Raw genomic sequence first — 19,997 nt, 5'->3', positions numbered from 1 at the left:
TGATACGACGCCGTATAATGAGCAAAAACCACAACAATAGATGCGGTTTGCTAGCAAGAATTACGTCAATTGTTGCGTGGGTGTGGTGATTCGGGAATTTTTTCCGGGTCAGGCGTTGGGGTGCCGGGAAGCAGGCGTATGCTTGACTTCGCGACGCGCGGACGGCTTTTGCCGTTGTTGACTTCCCGGCGCAACGCATCCCGCGCGTACTCACTATCAGCACTTACGAGCTTTCCAAACGCGATGCCACATGTATTGATTGTCGATGACGATCCGAGTACCCGCGACGCGCTTGCGGCGATCATCGCGGAAGACGGGCTGACGACGGCGACGGCAGGCGACCTGCGCGAAGCCCGCATCCAGCTCGTGCGGCAGATGCCGGACGTCGTGTTTACCGATCTGAAGCTGCCCGACGGCACGGGCGTTGACCTGTTCGAGGATCTCGATCCGCGTTCGGGCGTCGAGTTCGTCGTGATCACGGGACACGCCACGGTGGAATCGGCCGTGAGCGCGCTCAAGATGGGCGCCGCCGACTACCTCGTGAAGCCGATCAACATGCAGCGTGTCAAGGCGATTCTCGCCCGTCTGCCGCGTGCGGGGGACCTGAAGGCCGAAATCGGCACGTTGCGCGGCGAGCTGCGGCGAATGGGCCGCTTCGGGCTGATGCTCGGTAATTCCGCCGTGATGCAGCAGGTCTACGACCAGATCAGCCGCGTTGCGCCGACGGCCGCGTCGGTGATGCTGGTCGGCGAATCGGGCACGGGCAAGGAAGTCGCCGCGCAGACGCTGCATCAGCTGAGCCTGCGCCGCAAACATGCCTTCCTCGCCGTCAACTGCGGCGCGATCTCGCCCAACCTGATCGAATCCGAGATGTTCGGCCACGAGCGCGGCGCATTCACGGGCGCGGACCGCCAGCACAAGGGCTATTTCGAGCGTGCGAACGGCGGCACGCTGTTTCTCGACGAAATCACCGAAATGCCGATCGAGCTGCAGGTGAAACTGTTACGCGTGCTGGAGACGGGCATGTTCATGCGCGTCGGCACGACAAAGGAAATTGAAACTGACGTCCGCCTGATCGCCGCGACCAACCGTGATCCCGAGCAGGCCGTGCTCGAAGGCAAGCTGCGCCTCGATCTATACCACCGGCTCAACGTGTTTCCCATCAGCCTGCCGCCGTTGCGCGAACGGGGCAAGGACGTCGAACTGCTTGCGCAGTCGTTCCTCGACGAACTGAACGAGCAGCACGGCACGAAGAAGCACTTCCCGCCCGCCGTGCGGGAGATGCTGCTGTCGTACCCGTGGCCCGGCAATGTGCGCGAGCTGAAAAACTATGTGCAGCGCGCGCACATCATGTCGGGCACGGATTCGGACAGCACGGCCACGGTGCCGCTGCAGATTTCGCTGTCGAAGCCAACCGCGGGCACCGCGATCACGATCCCGTTCGGCACGTCGCTCGCCGAGGCCGACCGCCAGCTGATTCTCGCGACGCTTGAGCAATGCGGCGGCGTCAAGACTCGCGCCGCCGAGATTCTGGGGATCAGCCTGAAGACGCTCTACAATCGGCTCGTCGAGTACGGCAACGATGCGGGCCGTGCCGAAGGCGACGATGTCAGCGACGAGCCGCAGGCGCTCGGTAAAGCCGACGCCTGAGCGCGTCGACGGGATTCGCGCCCAGGGGCGCCGTCCGTCCCGGACGGCGGCGTCAAAAACGGCACATGCCTTGCTGATTTCCCTTCGAGCTGTCGAACGCGCTTTCGCGATAACGACAGCGAACGAAACAGGGCGCCCATCATGCCGGATCACGACGCTGTCTCCACGCTCTACGCGCACCATCCCGACCCTTCCACACCCGAAACGCCGCCCGAGCCGGGCCCGGGGCCGGCGCAGCCGGGCCAGCCCGACACGGTGCCGGATCCGACGCGCGAACCCGTCGAACCCGATACGCCGGCTATCGGCGATCCGACGCCGCAACCGTCGCAAACGCCTCATACAAGTGGCGGCATGACGCTCTTCCCCGGTCTTTGAGAGCCGCTCGCTCGCTCGAGCGGCGGCTGTGCTCGGCGACGCGCGCCGCAGCCGCAAATGGCGGGCCCGAACCCTGTACCTGTTACAAAACTGCCGAACTTTTTACCGTCAAATTACGGTCGTCAGCCTAGACTTAGGTGATGCGGCCCGGTCGATCCCCGGTCCGGGCATGGGCCTTCCCCTGGAGGCGTACATCATGAGACACCCCGCATTGCGGCGCTCCGCGCGCCATTCGAAGCGCGATCAGCGCCCATCTGGCGGCACGGGTAATCCGTCGAGCGCACCCGATCCGGCGCACGAGAACCGCATCGCGCCCGGCGCCCCGCCAGACGGGGATCACAACCAGGGCGGCACCCGCCAGGAAGGGCTGGACTATCAGCGCGACCTCGGGTCCGAACAGGACGCTTGACGCTACTTTTTCGGCCAGTCCAGACCGGATTGCCGAGCGAAAAATCTGCTTCGCGCGAGCTCGCGGACAGCGGGCTTTTGCTCGTCTGTCACATCTGCATACAATTTTATTCCGCGCCTTGCGATAAAACGGCATGGGGCTTGCGTGCCGTAAGGAAAGTATCACCGCATGTACAGTCAACTGAATGAGGTGGAGCCGCAATGAGCAGATTGATCGTCGTTTCAAACCGCGTCGCGCCGACTCAGGAAGGGCGCCCCGCAGCGGGCGGTCTCGCAATCGGAGTGCTGGATGCACTGAAGGAAACGGGAGGTGTGTGGTTCGGATGGAGTGGCGAGATCGCCGCCGAGCCTTCGACGCCCGTCATCGAGAAGCAGGGCAATGTGACCTACGCCACCGTGGGACTGACCAAGCGCGATTACGACCAGTACTACCGCGGTTTCTCGAATGCGACGCTGTGGCCGACTTTCCATTATCGCAACGACCTGTCGCGCTACGACCGGCAGGAATACGCGGGGTATCTGCGGGTGAACGTGACGCTCGCGAAGCAGCTCAAGGAACTGATCAGGCCCGACGACATCATCTGGGTGCACGACTATCACCTGCTGCCGTTCGCGCGCTGCCTGCGCGATCTCGGCGTGAAAAATCCGATCGGCTTTTTCCTGCATATTCCGTTTCCCGTGCCGGAAGTGATGCGCACCGTGCCGCCGCACGAAGAACTCGTGAAATGCATGTGCAGCTATGACGTGGTCGGTTTCCAGACGGATGCGGACCGGCAATCGTTCGTCGATTACATCGAGCGCGGCAATCACGGCACATCGAGCGACGACAACATGATTCACGCGTACGGCCGCTTCCTGAAGGTGGCCGCCTATCCGATCGGCATCTATCCCGATGCGATCGCGAAAGCCGCCGAGCAGTTCAGCGACCGGAAGCAGGTGCGCAACATGCGCGACGCGATGCGGGGCCGCAAGCTGATCATGAGCGTCGACCGGCTCGACTATTCGAAGGGGCTGGTCGAGCGTTTCCAGGCGTTCGAGCGCCTGCTGCAGAATGCGCCCGGCTGGCATGGCCGCGTGTCGCTCGTGCAGATCGCGCCGCCGACGCGCGCCGACGTGCAGACCTACCAGCGCATTCGTCAGAACCTCGAAGGCGAAGCGGGGCGGATCAACGGCCGGTTTGCGCAGCTCGACTGGACGCCGATTCAGTACCTGAACCGCAAATACGAGCGCAATCTGCTGATGGCGCTGTTCCGCCAGTCGCAGGTCGGCTATGTGACGCCGCTGCGCGACGGCATGAATCTCGTCGCGAAGGAATATGTCGCGTCGCAGGATCCCGCGGATCCCGGCGTGCTCGTGCTGTCGCAGTTCGCGGGCGCGGCCGAGCAGCTGCCCGGCGCGCTGGTCGTGAATCCGTTCGATCTGTCGCAGATGGCCGAGGCGCTGGAGCGCGCGCTGTCGATGCCGCTCGCCGAGCGCCAGGCGCGGCACGCGGACATGATGGCGCCGCTGCGCGAGAACAATCTGTCGGTGTGGCGCGATACGTTCCTCGCCGACCTGCGCCATGTCGCGACGGCTTCGTCGGTGACGGAGAAGGCCGTCAAGCGCGCTGACGTGACGGCATGAACTAGTACGTTTCAACAAGCACAGGCGTCACCGGCGGCAGCCCATCGAGGCTGCCGTTTTCGTTTCCAATCCGCCCGGGCGACGGCCTCAGGCCTGCTGCTGGTTCAGCTCGGCGAGCGGCACGGGCGTTTGACGCGGATCGAAATCCGCCCACTTGCCGCGCTGCCAGCGGCCCGTCGCGCGCTCGATGTCGGCGCCGCCCGCTTCGCGCAGGATACGCGCCGCGTCCATCTGATTCTCCGGGCTCACGTGCACGGCGACGAGCACCCCCGAGTTGCGCAACTCGTGATGCACGATGTCGTGATGTTCGTGCGGCTGACTGCGCGCGTGGGCCATCTTGCCGACGAGCAGGCCCAGATACGCGCCGACGCCCGCGGCGATGATCACGACGGGTGTCGACGCCGCAAACGCCGCGAACACCGCGACGCCGATCACGGCGCCCCCGACCGCGCCGAACGTCATCGCGTGGTGATGGCGATGCCGCGTGGGCGGCGGTGCCGGCGAGATCGTGGGTGCGGCTGCGTGTTCGTCGAGCGGATGGCGCGCGTGCTGGCCGCGCGGATTGACGAAAAACAGCGTGACGTCTTCCCCGAGGAAGCCGTTGTCGAACAGCGCTTGCGCGGCGTCCTCGGCGGCGGGGAAAGTGGTGAAACGTCCAGCGACGATGAGTGACATGGCGCCCCCTATCGTGCAAAAACGGTGCAAAAAAACGGTGCAAGAACGGAGTTTCGAAGGCAGAGCGAAGCCTTCGCCGGATGCCGCGATGAACGGCGGCAGTCGAAGGCTTCGTCTACAAGAATAGACGGAAAGCGCGCGGGCAGAGGATGCGCGTCACGCGCCCGCCGGCGCGCTGTGCGCGACGCGCAGCATGCTGACGCAGGCGCCCGCGCCGGCAAAGCAGGCCGCGACGTAGAGCGCGATCACGGGACCATGCTGCGGCGCGATGCCGAAAATCAGCGCGACGAGTGCCGAGCCCAGCGTCTGTCCCGTCAGCCGCGCGGTGCCTAGCATGCCGCTTGCGCCGCCGCTGCGATGGCGCGGCGCCGCCGACAGCATCGTGCGGTTGTTCGGCGACTGGAACATGCCGAACCCGAGGCCGCACAACGCCATGCGCCACACGACGTCGAACGGCGACGGCTGCGCGCCGAGTGTCGCGGCGAGCAGCAGCAGGCCGGCCGCCAGCGTGGCGAGCCCGAGGCCGCCCAGCCAGCCTGCCGAGAGCCGGTCGGACAGCACACCCGAGAGCGGCGCCGCGCCGACGATGACGAGCGGCCACGGCGTCATCAGCAGGCCCGTCTCGACTTGCGACATGCTGAGGTTGTTCTGCAGCAAGAACGGCAGCGATACGAACGCGAGCATCTGCGCGCAGAACGAGCACACGGAGGTGCCCACGGACAGCGCGAAGACAGGAATGCGCAACAGATCGACGGGTAGCAGCGGGGCGGACTGCGTCAATTGCCGCCGCACGAAGACACAGCCGATCGCGACTGCGCCGATCAGTTCGACGGCGACATAGCCGTAACGCTCGCCGTGACCCAGGCCGTCGACGGCGAAGATCACGAGGCCGAACACGAATGCGTTCATCACGGCGCTCGGATAGTCGTATGGCGACGGGTGCGGTTCGTTGCGCGGCAGCGCACGCAGGCCCAAAGCGACTGCCGCGACGCCGATCGGCACGTTGATCGCGAACAGCCACGGCCACGTCGCGACAGCGAGGACGCCCGACGCGACCGTCGGCCCGACGGCCGACGAAATCGCCACGACCATCGCGTTGATCGCGATGCCGCGCCCAAGCCGCGACTTCGGATAGATCATGCGCACGAGCGCCGTGTTCACGCTCATGATGCCCGCCGCGCCGAAGCCCTGGATCACGCGGGCGAGCGCGAGCGTCGGCAGCGACGCGGCGAGCGCGCAGCCGAGCGATGCGACCGTGAACAGCACCAGACCGCTCAGATAGACGCGCCGGTAGCCGATGCGATCTCCCAGCGACGACAGCGGCAGCAGCGAGATCGTCACCGAAAGCTGATACGCATTGATGATCCAGATCGAGCTGGCGGCGCTCGCGTTCAGGTTGCGCGCGATGGTCGGCAGCGCAACGTTGGCAATCGCGCTATCGAGAACGGCGAGCGTGATGCCGAGCGCGACGACGAGAATCGCCCAGTAGCGCTGTGGTAGCGGCAGTCCCGGCTCGGCTTCGGGCGCGGCGGGAGAGCGGGCTGCAAAGTCGGAAGCGCCCGGTTCGGCGCGGTGGTCCGTCGGTGAAGAGGCTTGCATTGTGTTGTTGTGATGAACGGCAGGGCGGTCGCATCGGGTCGGCTGTCATGCCGTGCCGAGAGACAGGCCGATCGCGTGGGCCGGGCGTGTTGTGCGCGCTGCATGCCCGGCAATGCGGTTCCTGTCGAAAAGGCGCCGCCGCTACTTGAGTTCGTACAGGCCCGTGTACGTGGCCGAATCGATCTCGTTCAGATGCGTCATGTAGCGGGCGACGGCATTCGTCGTGTCGGCGGCGAGGGGCAGGTTCGTCACCCTCAGCGCATGAATGCGGAAGATGAAGCGATGCGGCTTGTCGCCGCGCACCGGCGCTGCGCCGCCAAAGCCGACCGTGCCGTAGTCGTTGCGAAACTGCAGCGCGCCCGGCGGCAACAGGCTGCCGTCCGCCTTGCCCGCGTTGCGCGGCAGCGAGCGTGCGTCGGCAGGGAGGTTGACGACGACCCAATGCCAGAAGCCGCTGCCCGTGGGCGCGTCGGGATCGTAGACGGTGAGCGCGAAACTTTGCGTGTCGGCGGGCGGCGCGTCCCATTGCAGGGCGGGCGACATGTTTTCGCCGTCGCCCGCCACGCCGAACGATTTGTCGTTCATCTCCTGTGCCTTCGACATAAAGCCGTTGGCAGGAAAGTCGTCGGACCAGATTCGGAAATCAGCCATCGTGCGCCTCCTTCAGTGGGGTGGTTCCAAGATGGACGGGAGCCGCTGTGAGATCGCATAAGAGACTGCGTTCGAAGCTCCAGTGAGCCAGTCGAGTGTAGCACTGGCGCGTTGCAATGTTCGCCGCGCCGAAGGCGCTCACGAGCCTGCCGTCCCGTCGCGCGGCACGATGTCAGGCGCGCTCTTCGTGCAGCGGCGCGTCGCCGTGCAGCCAATCGACGAGCCGTTGCAGCACGCCGTCGATGTCCCGGTTCGCTCCGCGCAAGGCGCATTCCCACACGGTCGCGACGCGCCAGCCGCTATCGAGCAGCGCGGCCTGCGCTTTCGCATCGTTCGCGCGATTGCGGCCGATCTTGTCGCGCCAGAATTCAGGCCGTGTCTGCGGCCATTTGAAGAGATGACAGTCGTGACCGTGCCAGAAGCAGCCATGGATGAAGACGACGGCGCGATAGCGCGGCAACACGATGTCGGGCCGGCCGGGCAGATCGCGTGCGTCGAGCCGGAAACGAAATCCGCGCCGGTGAAGCAGGCTGCGGATCAGGATTTCGGGCTTGGTGTTGCGGCCGCGAATGCCGGACATCATCCGGCTGCGCGTGACCGCGTCGACAATGTCGACCATCAGGCCGCCAGTTCTGCAGCGCTGGCGTCGTGCGCCGCGCGCGTCAGCGCGAGCACATGCGGCAGCATGATGCGCGCGACCTCGCGCATGACGGGCACCACCACGCTGTTGCCAAACTGGCGGTACGCCTGCGTGTCGCTGACGGGGATGCGATAGGTGTCGGGAAAGCCCATCAGCCGTGCGCACTCGCGCGGCGTCAGGCGGCGCGGGCGCTGCTTGTCCCCTTGGTAGACCAGAATTTCGCTGCCGTCCTTGTGATAGCGGGCCGACAGCGTGCGCGTCACGCTTTGCGGATACGCCATGCCATAGCCGAATCCGTTGCCCGCCGCGCGATGCTTGTCCGCGTAATTCTGCAGATAGGTCCAGAGCTTAGGCGTCAGCGTGTATTTCGGTTGCACATGGCGCGCAGCGTGATCGAAGAAGCGGTCGCCGTCCCACGGCAGCACGGGTTCCGTGCCGTCCGTGCGATGCAGGATCGACGCGAGCCGAGGGCCTTCTTCGGGCAGGCGCAGGTCGTCCCACGAAAAGGAGGTTCGTGCGCGAAAGCCGATCATGATGATCCGTTCGCGATGCTGCGGCGTGAAATGCGCGCCGTCGATCACCCGGTAGTGCACCTCGTAGCCCAGTTCGTCGCGAAGCGTCTGCAGGATCACATCGAAGGTGCGGCCCTTGTCGTGTGACAGCAGGTTCTTCACGTTTTCGAGCAGAAATGCAGCAGGACGGCGCGCGGCGATGATGCGCGCGACATCGAAGAACAGCGTGCCTTGCGTCGCGCATTCGAACCCGTGCGGCCGGCCGAGCGCGTTTTTCTTGCTGACGCCCGCGATCGAAAACGGCTGGCACGGAAAGCCGCCGAGCAGGATGTCGTGCTCGGGAACGGCTTCGGCAGGAAACGTGACGATGTCGCCGATGAGCGTGTGCTGGGGCGCGGCATCGCCGCAGTGTTCGCCGAAGTTTTCCCGGTAGGTTTTCTGGGAGAAGACGTTCCACTCGCTGGTGAACACGCATTGGCCGCCGTGTGCCTCGAAGCCCATGCGGATGCCGCCGATGCCGGCGAACAGGTCGATGAAGTGCACGCGCGATCCGTCGCCTGGGTCCCGGTTGCGCGCCGGCGCTGCGTGCAGTAGCGCGTGCAGCGCTGGCTCGAGCATCGCGGGACACGGCGTTTCGCCCTTTTCCCAGCGGCGCACCGTCTTGATGTCCTTGCCGACATGCGCGGCGATTTCTTTTTGTGTGAAGCGGGTGCGCGCCTGCTTCAGCAGTTCAAGCGGTGAAGCCTGGGTCACAGGAGTCCTTGCTGGGTATTTTTGCGGACATTATGACCTATGAATGTCCCCAATTCGAGAGCGTGTGCTGTTTGGGGGCGAATTGCCCGTGGGAATGAGATCGCGAGGGAAGGCAGCCCCGGCGACGCGCCAGATGAGGCTGTCGCTATGTCGCCGGGTGTTCGCGCTGCTGGCAGCAGCATCGTGGAAGGGCGCGTGTCGGGTCAATGATTGTTAAACGCGGTCGGCGCGCCGATGCCGCGGCGGAGCGGGGCGCCGCGGCCGTGCCAGGCGCGTCGGCTCAGCGCTGGCGGCGCACGCGATGGCGACTCGCGTCGCGCGACGCCGCGGGGCGCGCAGTCGGCACGGGCAGCGGCGCCAGTTCCTTGCTGGAGAGGTCGTCGAGCTGCAGCAGCAGGTCGTCGATCGCACAAAGCTGGGAGTTGGTCAGATGCTCGGCTTCGAGCAGATCGAAGAGCCGCCGGCGCCAGTAGTCGGCGGGGAGAATCGCCCCACCCAGGTCGCCATGCATAGAAGGCCGCATGACGCGGGCTATGTGCGCGATGTCCTGATCGATCAGAGTCGATTTGAACGATCCCGCCGATGAAGTGAGGTAGAGGTCCATGCCCGCACTACGGCAGGCTTTTGGAAAACTTTAGGGTTCTCCAACAATATTTTTCGCCGTGTGCGTCCGGACCGGCGAATACCACACAGAAATGGTTTGCCGGGCGGGCCGACTCACGTCAGCGCGAGGGCGATACCGCAGGTCAGCACGACGATCATCAGACCGGCGGCGACGGCGAGATTGTATGGGTAGGGCATCGGTCCAACCTGTCGTGTCCAGGGCGTGACGCAATGATAGGAGGAGTCCGCGCGCCCGTCCTCATACAAATGTCGTGCTGGGTGGGACAGCGCACACTGGGTCGCAGCCTGCGCGCGTTGGCCCTGCGGAGCCGACTTTGAGCGCCCGCCGGACGCGCGGTCGTGTGGCAATTTCGCATCGTGTCGTGGAGCGACACTGCCCGGCGGTTGCCGCGGTCGGCGCTCAGTACCCGCGATGCGTCAGGCCGGCTTGTCGGCGCTCCCGCTCGGCTGCGCGGCGCCTTCCAGAAAGCGGCGTGTCGCTTCGAAAGATTGCAGCATCTGCTCGGGCCACGGCGTTTGCAGCATGACGGCCTGATGGTTTTCGAACGCGGCGTTGATCAGCTTCGACAAATCCGGCGAGTTGAGGTGGCGCAGCAATACGCTGACGGCGATGGCCGTCGCCTGGCTGGCGCCCGCCGTTTGCAGTTCGGAAGTGGTGAGAGCGGCGACTTGCTTGTTGATGTCCATGGAATGTCCTTTGTTGCTGGCTGGTATTGCGCGAAATGCGTGGTTTTGTCACGGCCGTGCGGCATCGATGCAGCTTGGACGACGCGCGCATGTGCCGCCGAGCCGCATCACACGGGCCCGCCCGGTATTGACGATCAAAAACGGGAACTGTGTTTTGGCGATTCTGCTAGTTTTCTTTGCGGAGCGAGCCGGTACACTCGAATCAAATGTTCTCGCTCTGGAGTCGATCATGCTCGCTACGTTCGTTGTGCTCTGGCCGTTTGCTGCCGCGTCTCTGTTTGCGCTTGCCCGTTTCTTCGATCAGCGCGACCAGCAGCTCGCCAAGCTGCGAGTGATGCGCCGGCGTTGATCGGCTTTTCGCTGTTTTTGCCGAAGTGCTGCGGCGTGCGCGGGTTTGTCCGTGACACTCCGGCAGTAGCAGGCAGTGACAAACAAAAAACCCGCAAAGCGCGAGCTGTTGCGGGTTTTCATTTGGCATTGTCCGTCGCCGATGTGGTCCCCCCGACAGGCACAATGGTTCCGTTAAGCTAGGTCGTCGTGGTCGTGAAGCGTAAGCCTATCAAGGGTTTCGAGAATTCTCAACTCGCCGCAAAATGGCACTCGCTTCTTTGTTGGTACAGTAAAGACCTCAAAATTGGTACAGCACGCAGCGCTCACTGCTGCTTCTCAGCCGTCATATCTTCCTCCTTGTCGCAGTCGGAGTTGGGTGTTTCGCGGGCATTACTATAGATTTCTGCAAGGCAGACCTCGTTAAACCGTGGCTCAGTACCAGCTAGATGCATGCGAGCACGCGTGGCGGCCCTTTTGTACCTCAGCCCCAACATAAGTGACAGCGTTCCGAAGACCGTACACATGAGCCAAATGACCGTATGAGCCTTCGGGCTCACTGTAAGAAGCCGATGGTCAAACAACGGAGTTACTGGCACGGCGGGAAGTAAAGCCGTGAGACCGCTCACCATTGCCGATACGTGAAACATATAGGCGAGCATTTCGTCGCGGAGCGCATCTATGGTCGTCTTTGCGCGATATCTTGAGTCAGACGCGAGCTTTTCCCACATTGCCATTTCTTCATTACGCTTGCGGCTCAAGGAATCTCGACGTTTCTTGAACGTTTCGGCTAACAGGCAGTCAAGCCAATCCTTCGCGTAACCGCTCAGCACGTTCAACAGCAACCCGACTACAATCGTAGTCACCACCCATAAGGGAGACGTTACCGTTTGCCATATCTCGCCCATCGTGAATTTCCATTACGTCGTTTTTGTTGGACGCCAATTCTACCGACGAACCTTATACGTGAAGGTGTCCTGCTAGATCACCAGCAATTCCAGCGACAGATGACAACTGGTTGAACATAGACGGGCTGAACATAAACAGGTCGTGCTGCCTCCGCTGCCGCTGCCCCGGCTGCTGCTGCTGCCGCACCTGCTAGAAGACCCGATGCTATTGCATTCGCTGTTTGTGCGCGGTGGGCGGAATCAGCTTGGGCAGCTCCTGCGGTTGTGTAGTACATGTTCAATTCCGCATTACACTTGTCGCCCCAGGTCGTGGGGTTGGCCTGTTTGCATCGCAAGAATGCCGCACGGTCCTCTTTGGCTTCCCTTTGCAGCTCTGTCGTGCACCCCGCTGCCAGCCCAGCCGCCAGCAACGCGGCGATAACTTTTCTCATAATTCGTCCGCCGTTCTTCGGGGAATTCGTTTTGCCCTCTCAGAGCGGCTAACGGACGCGTATGCCCCCTAGCGTATCGGTAATAACCCGTAGGCTGTGAGCGATGCCGACGAGGGTTCAGGGGTACCGTGCTAGGCAATCTTCGGAAATTTCTGGCGGCGTTTCCCCACTCACGAGCTTGAACAATAACAACGCGGCTCGACCTTTAGCGGTGTTTTCGAAGACGGTTGAAACGGCCAAGGGAGTGCCTCGCCCAACATGGTCCCGAGGTAAACTCGGGGAAAAACTACGGGGAATTGATTTGGCAAACATGTTTCAAGTGACCGGGGAAGACGCCTCTCCACTGGATGCTCATTTCTCGGTGGACCAGTCGCACATTATTTTGCACAGCCGAGGTGGGGCCAAAGGTCAGCGTGGAGCCACAAACGCGGACTATACCAAGGCGCTTCTCCTGTTGACCCGTCGACTTTCCGAGGCCGATGTTCCTATCTCGGGCGCGTGGGTTGATAGCGCAACTGTCCAGTCTCGGCCTTTGAGCGATCGTGAGATCCTGAGCGAACCCGAAGGCAGTCTGTTACCCGAGCGGATATGTAGCCTGTTGAGCGTTCGCATGAAACTTGTCCGCGACGTTCCAAATCCGAGTGCCAAGGGAGGCAACTCAACAAAGCGCATCCGGATCGCAACCGGTTTTGGCGGATCGAGCGAAGAACTGGCTTCCCTGCTGGGAGGCATAGCTGTGGAAGGAAACGCTCGAAGTATGGAAAGGTTGCCCGCCGAAGTGCTGCGTAGCGTTACGGCTGAGCATGTTTATCGTGCGGTTCAGCAATTCATCGAACGTGATGAGCGGAATGATTCCTTCGGCGAGTCAACTGACTATGACCTGATTGCTGACGACGGTCGCCGCCTTCCGCCCAAGGCCGTCTTTGGACTCGCACTTTCAATGGCACTCGATGGTGCGTCGATCGGACCGAAGCATTTCACCGCTGGCGGGTTGTGTTTCAACCTGTTGCGGGAGGCTGGTTATCAGGTCGTGAAAAAGGGCGAGACATATAACGCGCCCGACAGCGAAATCTCTATCGACAGGGAATGGCGCGAAGGCGACATAAAACTTCGGTCACACCTCAAACGGGAACGTGCTCCTGGCCTCGCCAATGCGAAAAAGGCTCAATATCGCCAAGCGCACGACGGTCGGCTGACATGCGAACTCTGTGGTCTCGACCCCGTGGAACGGTACAAGACTAAGGATGCTGAGGCCTGTATCGAAGTCCACCATTCAGCGGTTCATGTCAGCGAAATGCCAACAGGGCACAAGACCGCCCTTGACGACCTCCAGTGCCTCTGCGCCAATTGTCATAGATTGATTCACAAAAAGTTGAGTAACCAAAAAAAGACGAACTGAGCGTTGTACTCCCGTATGTGTGTTTTCTGCTGGCTACCCGGGCGGCACGCCGTAGCTAACCAGCCACTTATTGAGGAATTGCGAAGCTCGGAGCGCTCCGTCTAGATGGGATGCCGACAACGCAGACTGCACAATGAAAACCAAAACCAAATTGATGATAGGCGCCCTAGTAGTCGCAGCAGCGTGGCATTACCGTCCGCAGTCCCCGAGGGCCTACACCGCTGGGGTTCTGTGCATGGACCAAAGGTGCGCAACGACCATCGCTGGGTTGGTGGAAGGTGACTTAGAAACGGCTATAGAGGAGCATGGCGAGTACTCGACGGACGCCGAGCACCTTCGCGCTCAGCTTAAGGTGTCCAGGTTCATCGCAGATAACTTCCGCTCGCTAGCTAAATGCCCCGCCGATGCCGAGAACTGTAACGACTCGTTCGATCCCAACGTCAAAGCGAGACTTGACGAACTTATGAGCAGGTGAGAGCAGTGAAATAGGCGTAGCGCCTACTGTCTGCTATGTGCGTCCATTGCGAGCGGACCAGCTCGGCGTTGCTCGATGCAGCAACCCAAAGGGAGCTTCGCAACCCCGACCTGGCAAAGCGGTCCTCCCACTTAGCGATTTCCACCTGCCCCTCTAACTCGCAAGCTCGAACAACAACAGCGCGGTCGAGCTTTAGCGGTGTTTTTGAAGACGGTCGAAAACAGGCTTGGGGGGTACCTTGAAAAACGTCGTCCGAGGTAAACTTGCCCCAAAACGAGACCAATCATTACGACTCGTCCACAAGATAAGAAGGACAAGTCCATCCACAACCGGGGGAATATCTATGTTTCAACTAGGTCACATCATTGGTCTGGTGCTTCTTGCCAGCGGAGCCTATCGCTACCGCAAGAGGCGTATCCCGTGTCTGCTGTTCTCGTTGTGGGCGGCTGGGGCGCTCGTCTACACCCTCATGTCGTGAGGCTAGCAGAGGCTTTTCTTGCCAAGTATGGCCGTACATAGTCAACACACTAACGCGTATCTCGGCAAACGCGACCCAAGAGAATGCACACTCACTACGACAATCTGAAGGTTGCACGCAACGCACCTCATGCGGTCATCAAGGCCGCCTACAAAGCACTAAGTCAGCGATACCACCCGGACAAGAACAATCACCCTGACGCTACTCGCATCATGAAAATCCTGAATGATGCGTGGGCCGTGCTCGGGGATGCCGATGCGCGAGCTACCTATGATCGTCAATTGGCTGCAGAGGAAGCACGAGCCCAAAGCACTACCGAAGAGCCTCAGCAGCAAGCGGATCCACCCCAGCAGTCCGCTCAAACCGCACGAGAGCCTACACAGTCAGGCGACACACCACCACCGCCAGCCGCCGGCTCTAATTTAGGTACGGTGATGAACTGGTATGGCAGCATCAATCGTGGGCAGCGGATCTTTATGTTCGTTGTCGCAAGCATCGCCGCCCTCTTTGGCTTTGGGGGGGAAGGCATGGCGCTCCTCCTGATCCTTCCCTTGCTCCTGCTGATCTACCTCCAACTTGGCGCACCGAAAAAGACCAACGCGAACGACGAGCGCACCCGTTCAGATACAAGAGCATCCGAGAACCCTGGTCGCAGGGCATCGAGCGATTCGGAGCCGGAGGCACCGGCGTCAGCCTCCAATCCTCAACCGGACAATCTACGACCTTCATCCGACCAGCATCGGTCGTCAACTTTTCTTGAGTCGACCGATTGGCTACTCTTAGGGCTGTCCCTAGGGGGTGGGCTATTTATGGTCGTAATGGCCCTCTTTGTGATTACCTGGAGGGATGGGACCCATCCCGACGCACCGCAGAGCGTCGCACCGGCGTTCGTCGCGGCTTCGACTTCCAACGTAGACGTAGCCCCTGCAAGAGCGCAAGCGGCAGCGACAAGCTTTGACTGTAACAAGGCGCATGGGCCTTCCGAGGTGCTGATCTGCGGCGACGACGATCTTGCTGCAATGGATCGTGCACTAGCGAGCACTTTCGCCCAAGCCAAAGCCGCCACGTCCGACAAGAAGTCCTTCGGGGATACAGCGCGTCGGAATTGGAACTGGCGCAACAAGAATTGCAGGGATAAGGCTTGCCTGGTTGCATGGTACGAAGACGAGCAGCGTTGGCTCCTCGGCGTATTAAATAGTGCGAACGCTTCAAATGCGACGACTTCGACCTTGAATGCGGTCAATGCGGCTTCTGAGGTAACGAGTTCGACCCTGAGTGCGGTCAATGCGGCTCCGGCTGTGGCGGCCACGGTTCCACAGGATTCGTTGCAACCGGCGAGCGAGGGGGGCGACGTGACGTGTGTGACGTACAGGGGCGAGATAAGCTGTAAATAGCCTGTCGTCCAAAAGTTCCATGGCAGTCACGCTCACGCCGCCGTCCGAAAACGGTCATTAACGAACAGTGTGCGGAACAGTGTGCGAAATATAGCTTGCGTTCGTTTCGAGCAGGCAATATGATTCGTACATCCTTTTCGCACAGTCTGAGTCCACCATGAGCCGCACCTTCGCATACGCCCGTGTTAGTCGTACCGAACTCACCACCAGCAACCAGCTTGAGGAAATCAAAGCGGCAGGCTTCACGGTCGATTCCAAGCGGATCGTTGAGGAAACCATTAGCGGCAGCACAGAAGCCTTCAAGCGGCCCCTGTTCGCCAAGCTGGTTGATCGTCTGGAGGCTGGCGATGTGTTGATCGTTACCAAGCTCGATAGGCTTGGACGGTCAGCACTTGATGTCCGCTCCACCGTCGAGAAACTGGCGGGCATGGGCGTTCGTGTTCATTGCCTTCAGCTCGGCGGGGCGGACCTCACCAGTTCAGCAGGGAAGCTGATTATGGGCGTTCTCAGCAGCATGGCTGAGTTCGAACGGGACTTGATCATCGAACGTACACAGGCAGGATTGGCCCGTGCGAAGGCTGAAGGTACGAAGCTGGGGAGGAAGTCTGCCCTGAGTCCTCAGGAGCAACAGAAGGTCCGCGAGGCCCTTGCGGGAGGCGTCTCGGTGTCACAGTTGGCAAGGGACTACAGCACGTCACGCGCTACGATCCTGAGGGCCAAGAGTGCGCTGCGGCCGGAGTTGCTTAAATTTTAGGCATTGATAAAGGATAAAGCCCGTTGGAGGGGCGCCCTTTTCGATAGGCGGAGGGGCTTTCCTGACATGCCCCTGAGGTTTCCGGTAGTTCTAAAGTCCTTTGTGGGCTCTACAGGTCCATCTTTGCGATTAACCCTCAGAGCCCTCAGGGAAACGGCGAGGGCCTTGTGGGAATGTGCCCGCTTTCTTCCTTTGCCCAAAACAATACCAAAGGCGCTATGAGCCAATCAGCCTTGTCCAGCGGGCTTGAGCGGAATATCGGGAGGCCTCTCATGGGTCTCCTTTGCTTGAAGAGGAAAAGGGGATAAGATGGCGGCCCCTGTATATCGCCTCTCCTTTTAGGATAGGCCTAGAATCTGCCCCTAATTTATGACAGACGGTTTTTACGCGACTAAGCAAGTGGTCGAAGCCAGCATTGCGGCTAACCCGATTCCGACTACGAAGAGGCCCACTAAGCTAATCCTCGAACACATTCTGACCAAGGAAGAGCTGTTTCAGCATCGACTGCCGAAAGACTGGGACAGCAACAAGCACGTATCGGTCTTGAAAAGGGTTGTGAAGGGTGGTGACACCCTAGAACCGCTGACCGTATTCTGGACGGGCGATGGCTGGACATGCATTGATGGGCACCACCGGGTTGCTGCGTATGTCGAAGCTGGTTTCAGTGGCAAAGTTCCGGTGAGCGTGTTCGAAGGAACGCTGGACGAGGCTATCGGCCAAGCGGCGCTGAGCAACACGCACGACAAGCTGCCGATGTCATCTTCAGAGAAAACAAATGCGGCATGGCGACTGACTGTCCTCACCGACCTATCCATTAAAGCCGTGCACAACTCAACGACCGTAGCGCCTTCTCGCATAAGCGTCATGCGGAAGGTCCGGGAATTCATCGTTGAGAGATATAGTAAAGATTACGCGGCGGAGTTGAGGTGGCAGGATGCATGGAGCCTCTGGAAGGGGGACCAACAGGATGACGATGTCGGGTCTGATGGATGGATCGAACGTGAAGCCCAAAAGCTGGCAGAGCGGTTGATTAAGAAGTTTGGTAAGGAACTAGGACGAAATGCCGAAGTCACGTGGAGAGCACTGGAAATATATAGCCCGAATCTAGCGGAACACATCTGCGCTCATCTAGGTGTGGCGTGGAATGATCCTGAAGGGGAGCAGGAATTCTAAGTCTGTAGGATGTTTGTTGAACCTCAGACCACTGCTTTAGACAGCCATCGCAGCAAGGTTTCGAGCGAATGTCCCGCCCCGTACTTGCTTGATTGGCTCACTTTTCCCCATCCCTGAAGCTGCTCAACGATATCTTGAGGGGCTTCAGCGGCCCTCAGAAGGTCCCGCATCCCATGCCGCATACCGTGAGCCGTAGGTGCGATCTTGCGGCTCTTAAGCCAATCGTTAAGGGTATTGCTCGCGTGGGTTGCCTTACAGCCCTCATCGCTTGTGTATCGAGGGAACACGTAGGCGTCACCTTCTGACAGCTTTAGCGCCCTCTGGAGCCCTTGGAGCGCCCTTGGAGTCAACGGAACCTTGCGTTCACTATGTGCGGTCTTGATGGAGCGTGATGCGTGAGCAATGATGTGAATGTACGGGGTGGAAGCCTCTACATAGCAATCCACCCTTCGCAGCCCGACGATTTCAGCTAGGCGAGCCCCAGTCTCAGCCAGCAAGACCAAGATACAGCGAAGGTCATCAGCTTACCGGCTCCCTTCGCTCCCTTCGGGAATTCTATCGTTCCAGCCCATACATTCTCGATTCGTAACTCATGCTCTTTGATGGAGCGGGCAAATGCAGCGCGAAGGGATGTGATGTAACGCTCTACGGTGCTGGTTGCAATTCCCTTTCCAGTAGGCGAATGTTTTCCGGCTAGGAGATGCTCAACATACCGGCGAACATCGGCCCGCCTGTAACCCGCCAAGGGCTTGTCCCCCGCCAATTTGATGAGGTATTCGAAGGGGAGACTGGCGGACTTCACCGACTGCGCATCGTCCGTACGAGCAGCGACATACTCTCGCATACAGTCCGATGCTAGGTGCTCGAAGCGGCCCTGAGCCATCGCAAAAGCTGCTGCAAAAGCAGGAGGAAGATGCTGGTCGATGTCCTTCGGCGCAATCGGGATGTCTAGCTGGTAGGCCTCTTGATGCTCATCACGTACCTTCCTCGGCAACTGCTCTTCCACGGCATCGAAGAACAAATCCAGCGCCATTTCATCGGCCCTAGGGTCTACCGGATCGACGCCGTACGCCTGCAAAAGACGCCTGCCCTGCTCGATAGACCCTTCCCGTGTGGGTGTGGTGAGTTCCGCCCAATGCCGGTCTTGCTCGGTCACGTGCTTCGAAATCAAACGCGCCGCCGCCTTGAGGTCTCTGGTCTTCAAACTGAACTGTACCCAAGACTTACCGACGAGCGGCACCAAGGCTTTCGGAACCTTGCGCTTGAACCAGTAGGGTCCAGATGGCGAGCGTTCCCAGAGGTAGCGAATGTCAACGGCCATAGTGTTGGTAAGGCGGAAGAGGGTCATCGTTGGTACGCCCGTTGGTACAGCAAGAGGTACACCACGGGGACCTACGGAACCTTGAGAGCCCTACTGGGGAAGGGTGTCAGCGAAAATGAGCGCTGAAAATTGGTCCCCCCGACAGGAATCGAACCTGTATCTAGCGCTTAGGAGGCACTCGTTCTATCCATTGAACTACGGGGAGGGGCCGCCGACGAGGGCAGAGTATAGCAAATCGCCCGCTCGCCGAAGCGCCTTTCGGCGCGCACCAGCATGACCTGCGAGGACGGCGCCGCGCGTTACGTGCGGCAGGGCTACCATCGGCACCATGACCGATTCCCAATACTCCGATCCACGCCTCGTCGCGCTCTACGACGCGCTCAACCCGTTCGCCGCCGATACCCGCTTCTATCTGGATCTCGCCGCAAGCACATCAGCGTCGCATGTCGTCGACATCGGCTGCGGCACGGGGCTGCTCGCCTGCGAGCTGGCCCAGCGAGGGCACACGGTGACGGGTGTGGACCCGTCGCACGCGATGCTTGACGTCGCGCGCCAAAGGGTTGGCGCCGGACAGGTGACATGGATAGAAGGCGACGCCGCGCGACTGGGCGCGCTGAACGCGGATCTGGCCGTGATGACAGGGCACGTCGCGCAGGTTTTTCTCGACGACACCAGCTTCGATGCCACGCTGGCTGCCGCGTACGCAGCGCTGGGTACGGGCGGGCAGCTGGCTTTCGAGAGCCGCAATCCCCTCGTCGCACCGTGGGCCGGGTGGACACCGCACCAGTCGCGCCGCGTCATCGATGGTGCGCCGTACGGCACGGTCGAAATCTGGCAGCAACTTGTCGACGTGAAGGCGGACTGCGTCCGGTTCGATACGTTCTATCGATTCATCGACAGCGGCGATACCGTCGTCTCCGCCAGCGAACTGCGCTTGCGCACGCAGGCCGAACTCAGCGAAGCGCTGCGCAAAGCGGGCTTCAGCAAAATGGAATGGTTCGGCGACTGGTCCCGCTCGTCTGTCGATGAGATGAGCCGTGAGTTGATCGTCGTCGCCACACGCGGCTGATGCTGCCCGACACGCCGCCAAAAACGAAGCGGTCCGCGGGCAGATGGCCCACGGACCGCTCGACAACAGCA

General features: G+C 61.1%; 20 protein-coding genes and 1 tRNA gene. 10 read left to right on the top strand and 11 right to left on the bottom strand.

Going from position 1 to position 19,997, the window contains the following annotated elements; all coding sequences use genetic code 11:
• The first annotated feature begins 243 nt into the window (after window positions 1-243).
• The 4 genes from BPHY_RS10935 to otsA all read left to right on the top strand — a co-directional run bounded on the left by BPHY_RS10935 (window position 244) and on the right by otsA (window position 4,056).
• The gene (locus BPHY_RS10935; RefSeq protein ID WP_041763549.1) at window positions 244-1,650 is read left to right on the top strand and encodes a sigma-54-dependent transcriptional regulator; all 1,407 of its coding nucleotides are present in this window, start codon (window positions 244-246) and stop codon (window positions 1,648-1,650) included.
• Between the two features lie 141 nt (window positions 1,651-1,791).
• Window positions 1,792-2,025, top strand: coding sequence for a hypothetical protein (locus tag BPHY_RS10930; protein ID WP_012401528.1), 234 nt, complete (start codon window positions 1,792-1,794; stop codon window positions 2,023-2,025).
• A 196-nt stretch (window positions 2,026-2,221) separates the two neighbouring features.
• The gene (locus BPHY_RS10925) at window positions 2,222-2,434 is read left to right on the top strand and encodes a hypothetical protein (protein ID WP_012401527.1); all 213 of its coding nucleotides are present in this window, start codon (window positions 2,222-2,224) and stop codon (window positions 2,432-2,434) included.
• A 200-nt stretch (window positions 2,435-2,634) separates the two neighbouring features.
• Entirely contained in the window at window positions 2,635-4,056 is a 1,422-nt protein-coding gene (gene otsA, locus BPHY_RS10920; RefSeq protein WP_012401526.1) for an alpha,alpha-trehalose-phosphate synthase (UDP-forming), read from the top strand.
• Between the two features lie 87 nt (window positions 4,057-4,143).
• Here the strand turns inward: otsA and BPHY_RS10915 are convergent, their stop codons facing one another.
• From BPHY_RS10915 to BPHY_RS10885, 7 genes are all read right to left on the bottom strand, one after another.
• The gene (locus BPHY_RS10915) at window positions 4,144-4,731 is read right to left on the bottom strand and encodes a hypothetical protein (protein WP_012401525.1); all 588 of its coding nucleotides are present in this window, start codon (window positions 4,729-4,731) and stop codon (window positions 4,144-4,146) included.
• 156 nt (window positions 4,732-4,887) lie between these two features.
• Entirely contained in the window at window positions 4,888-6,330 is a 1,443-nt protein-coding gene (locus tag BPHY_RS10910; protein WP_012401524.1) for an MFS transporter, read from the bottom strand.
• A gap of 141 nt (window positions 6,331-6,471) precedes the next feature.
• Window positions 6,472-6,981 carry a YbhB/YbcL family Raf kinase inhibitor-like protein gene (locus BPHY_RS10905; RefSeq protein WP_012401523.1) on the bottom strand — a complete coding sequence of 170 codons (510 nt, stop codon included), beginning with the start codon at window positions 6,979-6,981 and terminating at the stop codon, window positions 6,472-6,474.
• Window positions 6,982-7,153: 172 nt separating this feature from the next.
• Window positions 7,154-7,600 carry a very short patch repair endonuclease gene (locus tag BPHY_RS10900; protein WP_012401522.1) on the bottom strand — a complete coding sequence of 149 codons (447 nt, stop codon included), beginning with the start codon at window positions 7,598-7,600 and terminating at the stop codon, window positions 7,154-7,156.
• Window positions 7,600-8,886 (bottom strand): DNA (cytosine-5-)-methyltransferase, encoded by a 1,287-nt coding sequence (gene dcm, locus BPHY_RS10895; RefSeq protein ID WP_012401521.1) that lies wholly within the window; start codon window positions 8,884-8,886, stop codon window positions 7,600-7,602. The genes BPHY_RS10900 and dcm overlap by 1 nt, the downstream gene beginning before the upstream one ends.
• A 280-nt stretch (window positions 8,887-9,166) precedes the next feature.
• Window positions 9,167-9,490 carry a hypothetical protein gene (locus BPHY_RS10890; RefSeq protein ID WP_012401520.1) on the bottom strand — a complete coding sequence of 108 codons (324 nt, stop codon included), beginning with the start codon at window positions 9,488-9,490 and terminating at the stop codon, window positions 9,167-9,169.
• A 437-nt stretch (window positions 9,491-9,927) separates the two neighbouring features.
• Window positions 9,928-10,197 carry a hypothetical protein gene (locus BPHY_RS10885; protein WP_012401519.1) on the bottom strand — a complete coding sequence of 90 codons (270 nt, stop codon included), beginning with the start codon at window positions 10,195-10,197 and terminating at the stop codon, window positions 9,928-9,930.
• A gap of 10 nt (window positions 10,198-10,207) precedes the next feature.
• Between BPHY_RS10885 and BPHY_RS41700 the strand changes: the two genes are divergently transcribed.
• Window positions 10,208-10,546 (top strand): hypothetical protein, encoded by a 339-nt coding sequence (locus BPHY_RS41700; RefSeq protein ID WP_157686538.1) that lies wholly within the window; start codon window positions 10,208-10,210, stop codon window positions 10,544-10,546.
• A 304-nt stretch (window positions 10,547-10,850) separates the two neighbouring features.
• Here BPHY_RS41700 and BPHY_RS10880 read toward each other — a convergent pair whose 3' ends face one another.
• On the bottom strand, window positions 10,851-11,432 hold the full coding sequence (locus BPHY_RS10880) for a hypothetical protein (protein ID WP_012401517.1): 582 nt from the start codon (window positions 11,430-11,432) through the stop codon (window positions 10,851-10,853).
• 741 nt (window positions 11,433-12,173) lie between these two features.
• Here BPHY_RS10880 and BPHY_RS38640 point away from each other — a divergent pair.
• The 4 genes from BPHY_RS38640 to BPHY_RS10850 all read left to right on the top strand — a co-directional run bounded on the left by BPHY_RS38640 (window position 12,174) and on the right by BPHY_RS10850 (window position 17,536).
• Complete coding sequence (locus BPHY_RS38640; protein WP_052306077.1) at window positions 12,174-13,262, top strand: HNH endonuclease; 1,089 nt, start codon at window positions 12,174-12,176, stop codon at window positions 13,260-13,262.
• 1,036 nt (window positions 13,263-14,298) lie between these two features.
• Entirely contained in the window at window positions 14,299-15,609 is a 1,311-nt protein-coding gene (locus BPHY_RS43090) for a DnaJ domain-containing protein (protein ID WP_012401514.1), read from the top strand.
• Between the two features lie 157 nt (window positions 15,610-15,766).
• Window positions 15,767-16,363, top strand: coding sequence for a recombinase family protein (locus BPHY_RS10855; RefSeq protein WP_012401513.1), 597 nt, complete (start codon window positions 15,767-15,769; stop codon window positions 16,361-16,363).
• Window positions 16,364-16,732: 369 nt separating this feature from the next.
• A complete protein-coding gene (locus BPHY_RS10850) occupies window positions 16,733-17,536 on the top strand; it encodes a hypothetical protein (RefSeq protein ID WP_012401512.1) in 804 nt (267 codons plus the stop codon).
• A gap of 23 nt (window positions 17,537-17,559) precedes the next feature.
• Here BPHY_RS10850 and BPHY_RS44200 read toward each other — a convergent pair whose 3' ends face one another.
• The 3 genes from BPHY_RS44200 to BPHY_RS10835 all read right to left on the bottom strand — a co-directional run bounded on the left by BPHY_RS44200 (window position 17,560) and on the right by BPHY_RS10835 (window position 19,062).
• Complete coding sequence (locus BPHY_RS44200) at window positions 17,560-18,033, bottom strand: tyrosine-type recombinase/integrase (RefSeq protein WP_052306076.1); 474 nt, start codon at window positions 18,031-18,033, stop codon at window positions 17,560-17,562.
• Window positions 18,006-18,884 (bottom strand): DUF6538 domain-containing protein, encoded by an 879-nt coding sequence (locus BPHY_RS10840; RefSeq protein ID WP_041763546.1) that lies wholly within the window; start codon window positions 18,882-18,884, stop codon window positions 18,006-18,008. The genes BPHY_RS44200 and BPHY_RS10840 overlap by 28 nt, the downstream gene beginning before the upstream one ends.
• 103 nt (window positions 18,885-18,987) lie before the next feature.
• Window positions 18,988-19,062: transfer RNA gene (locus BPHY_RS10835), tRNA-Arg, on the bottom strand.
• Between the two features lie 123 nt (window positions 19,063-19,185).
• Here BPHY_RS10835 and BPHY_RS10830 point away from each other — a divergent pair.
• The gene (locus tag BPHY_RS10830) at window positions 19,186-19,926 is read left to right on the top strand and encodes a class I SAM-dependent methyltransferase (protein WP_012401511.1); all 741 of its coding nucleotides are present in this window, start codon (window positions 19,186-19,188) and stop codon (window positions 19,924-19,926) included.
• Window positions 19,927-19,997 lie beyond the last annotated feature (71 nt).

The organism is Paraburkholderia phymatum STM815 (genome assembly GCF_000020045.1).
GTDB lineage: Bacteria > Pseudomonadota > Gammaproteobacteria > Burkholderiales > Burkholderiaceae > Paraburkholderia > Paraburkholderia phymatum.
The sequence above is the reverse complement of the archived record's forward strand: the minus strand, read 5'-3'. Positions and strand labels throughout refer to the sequence as shown.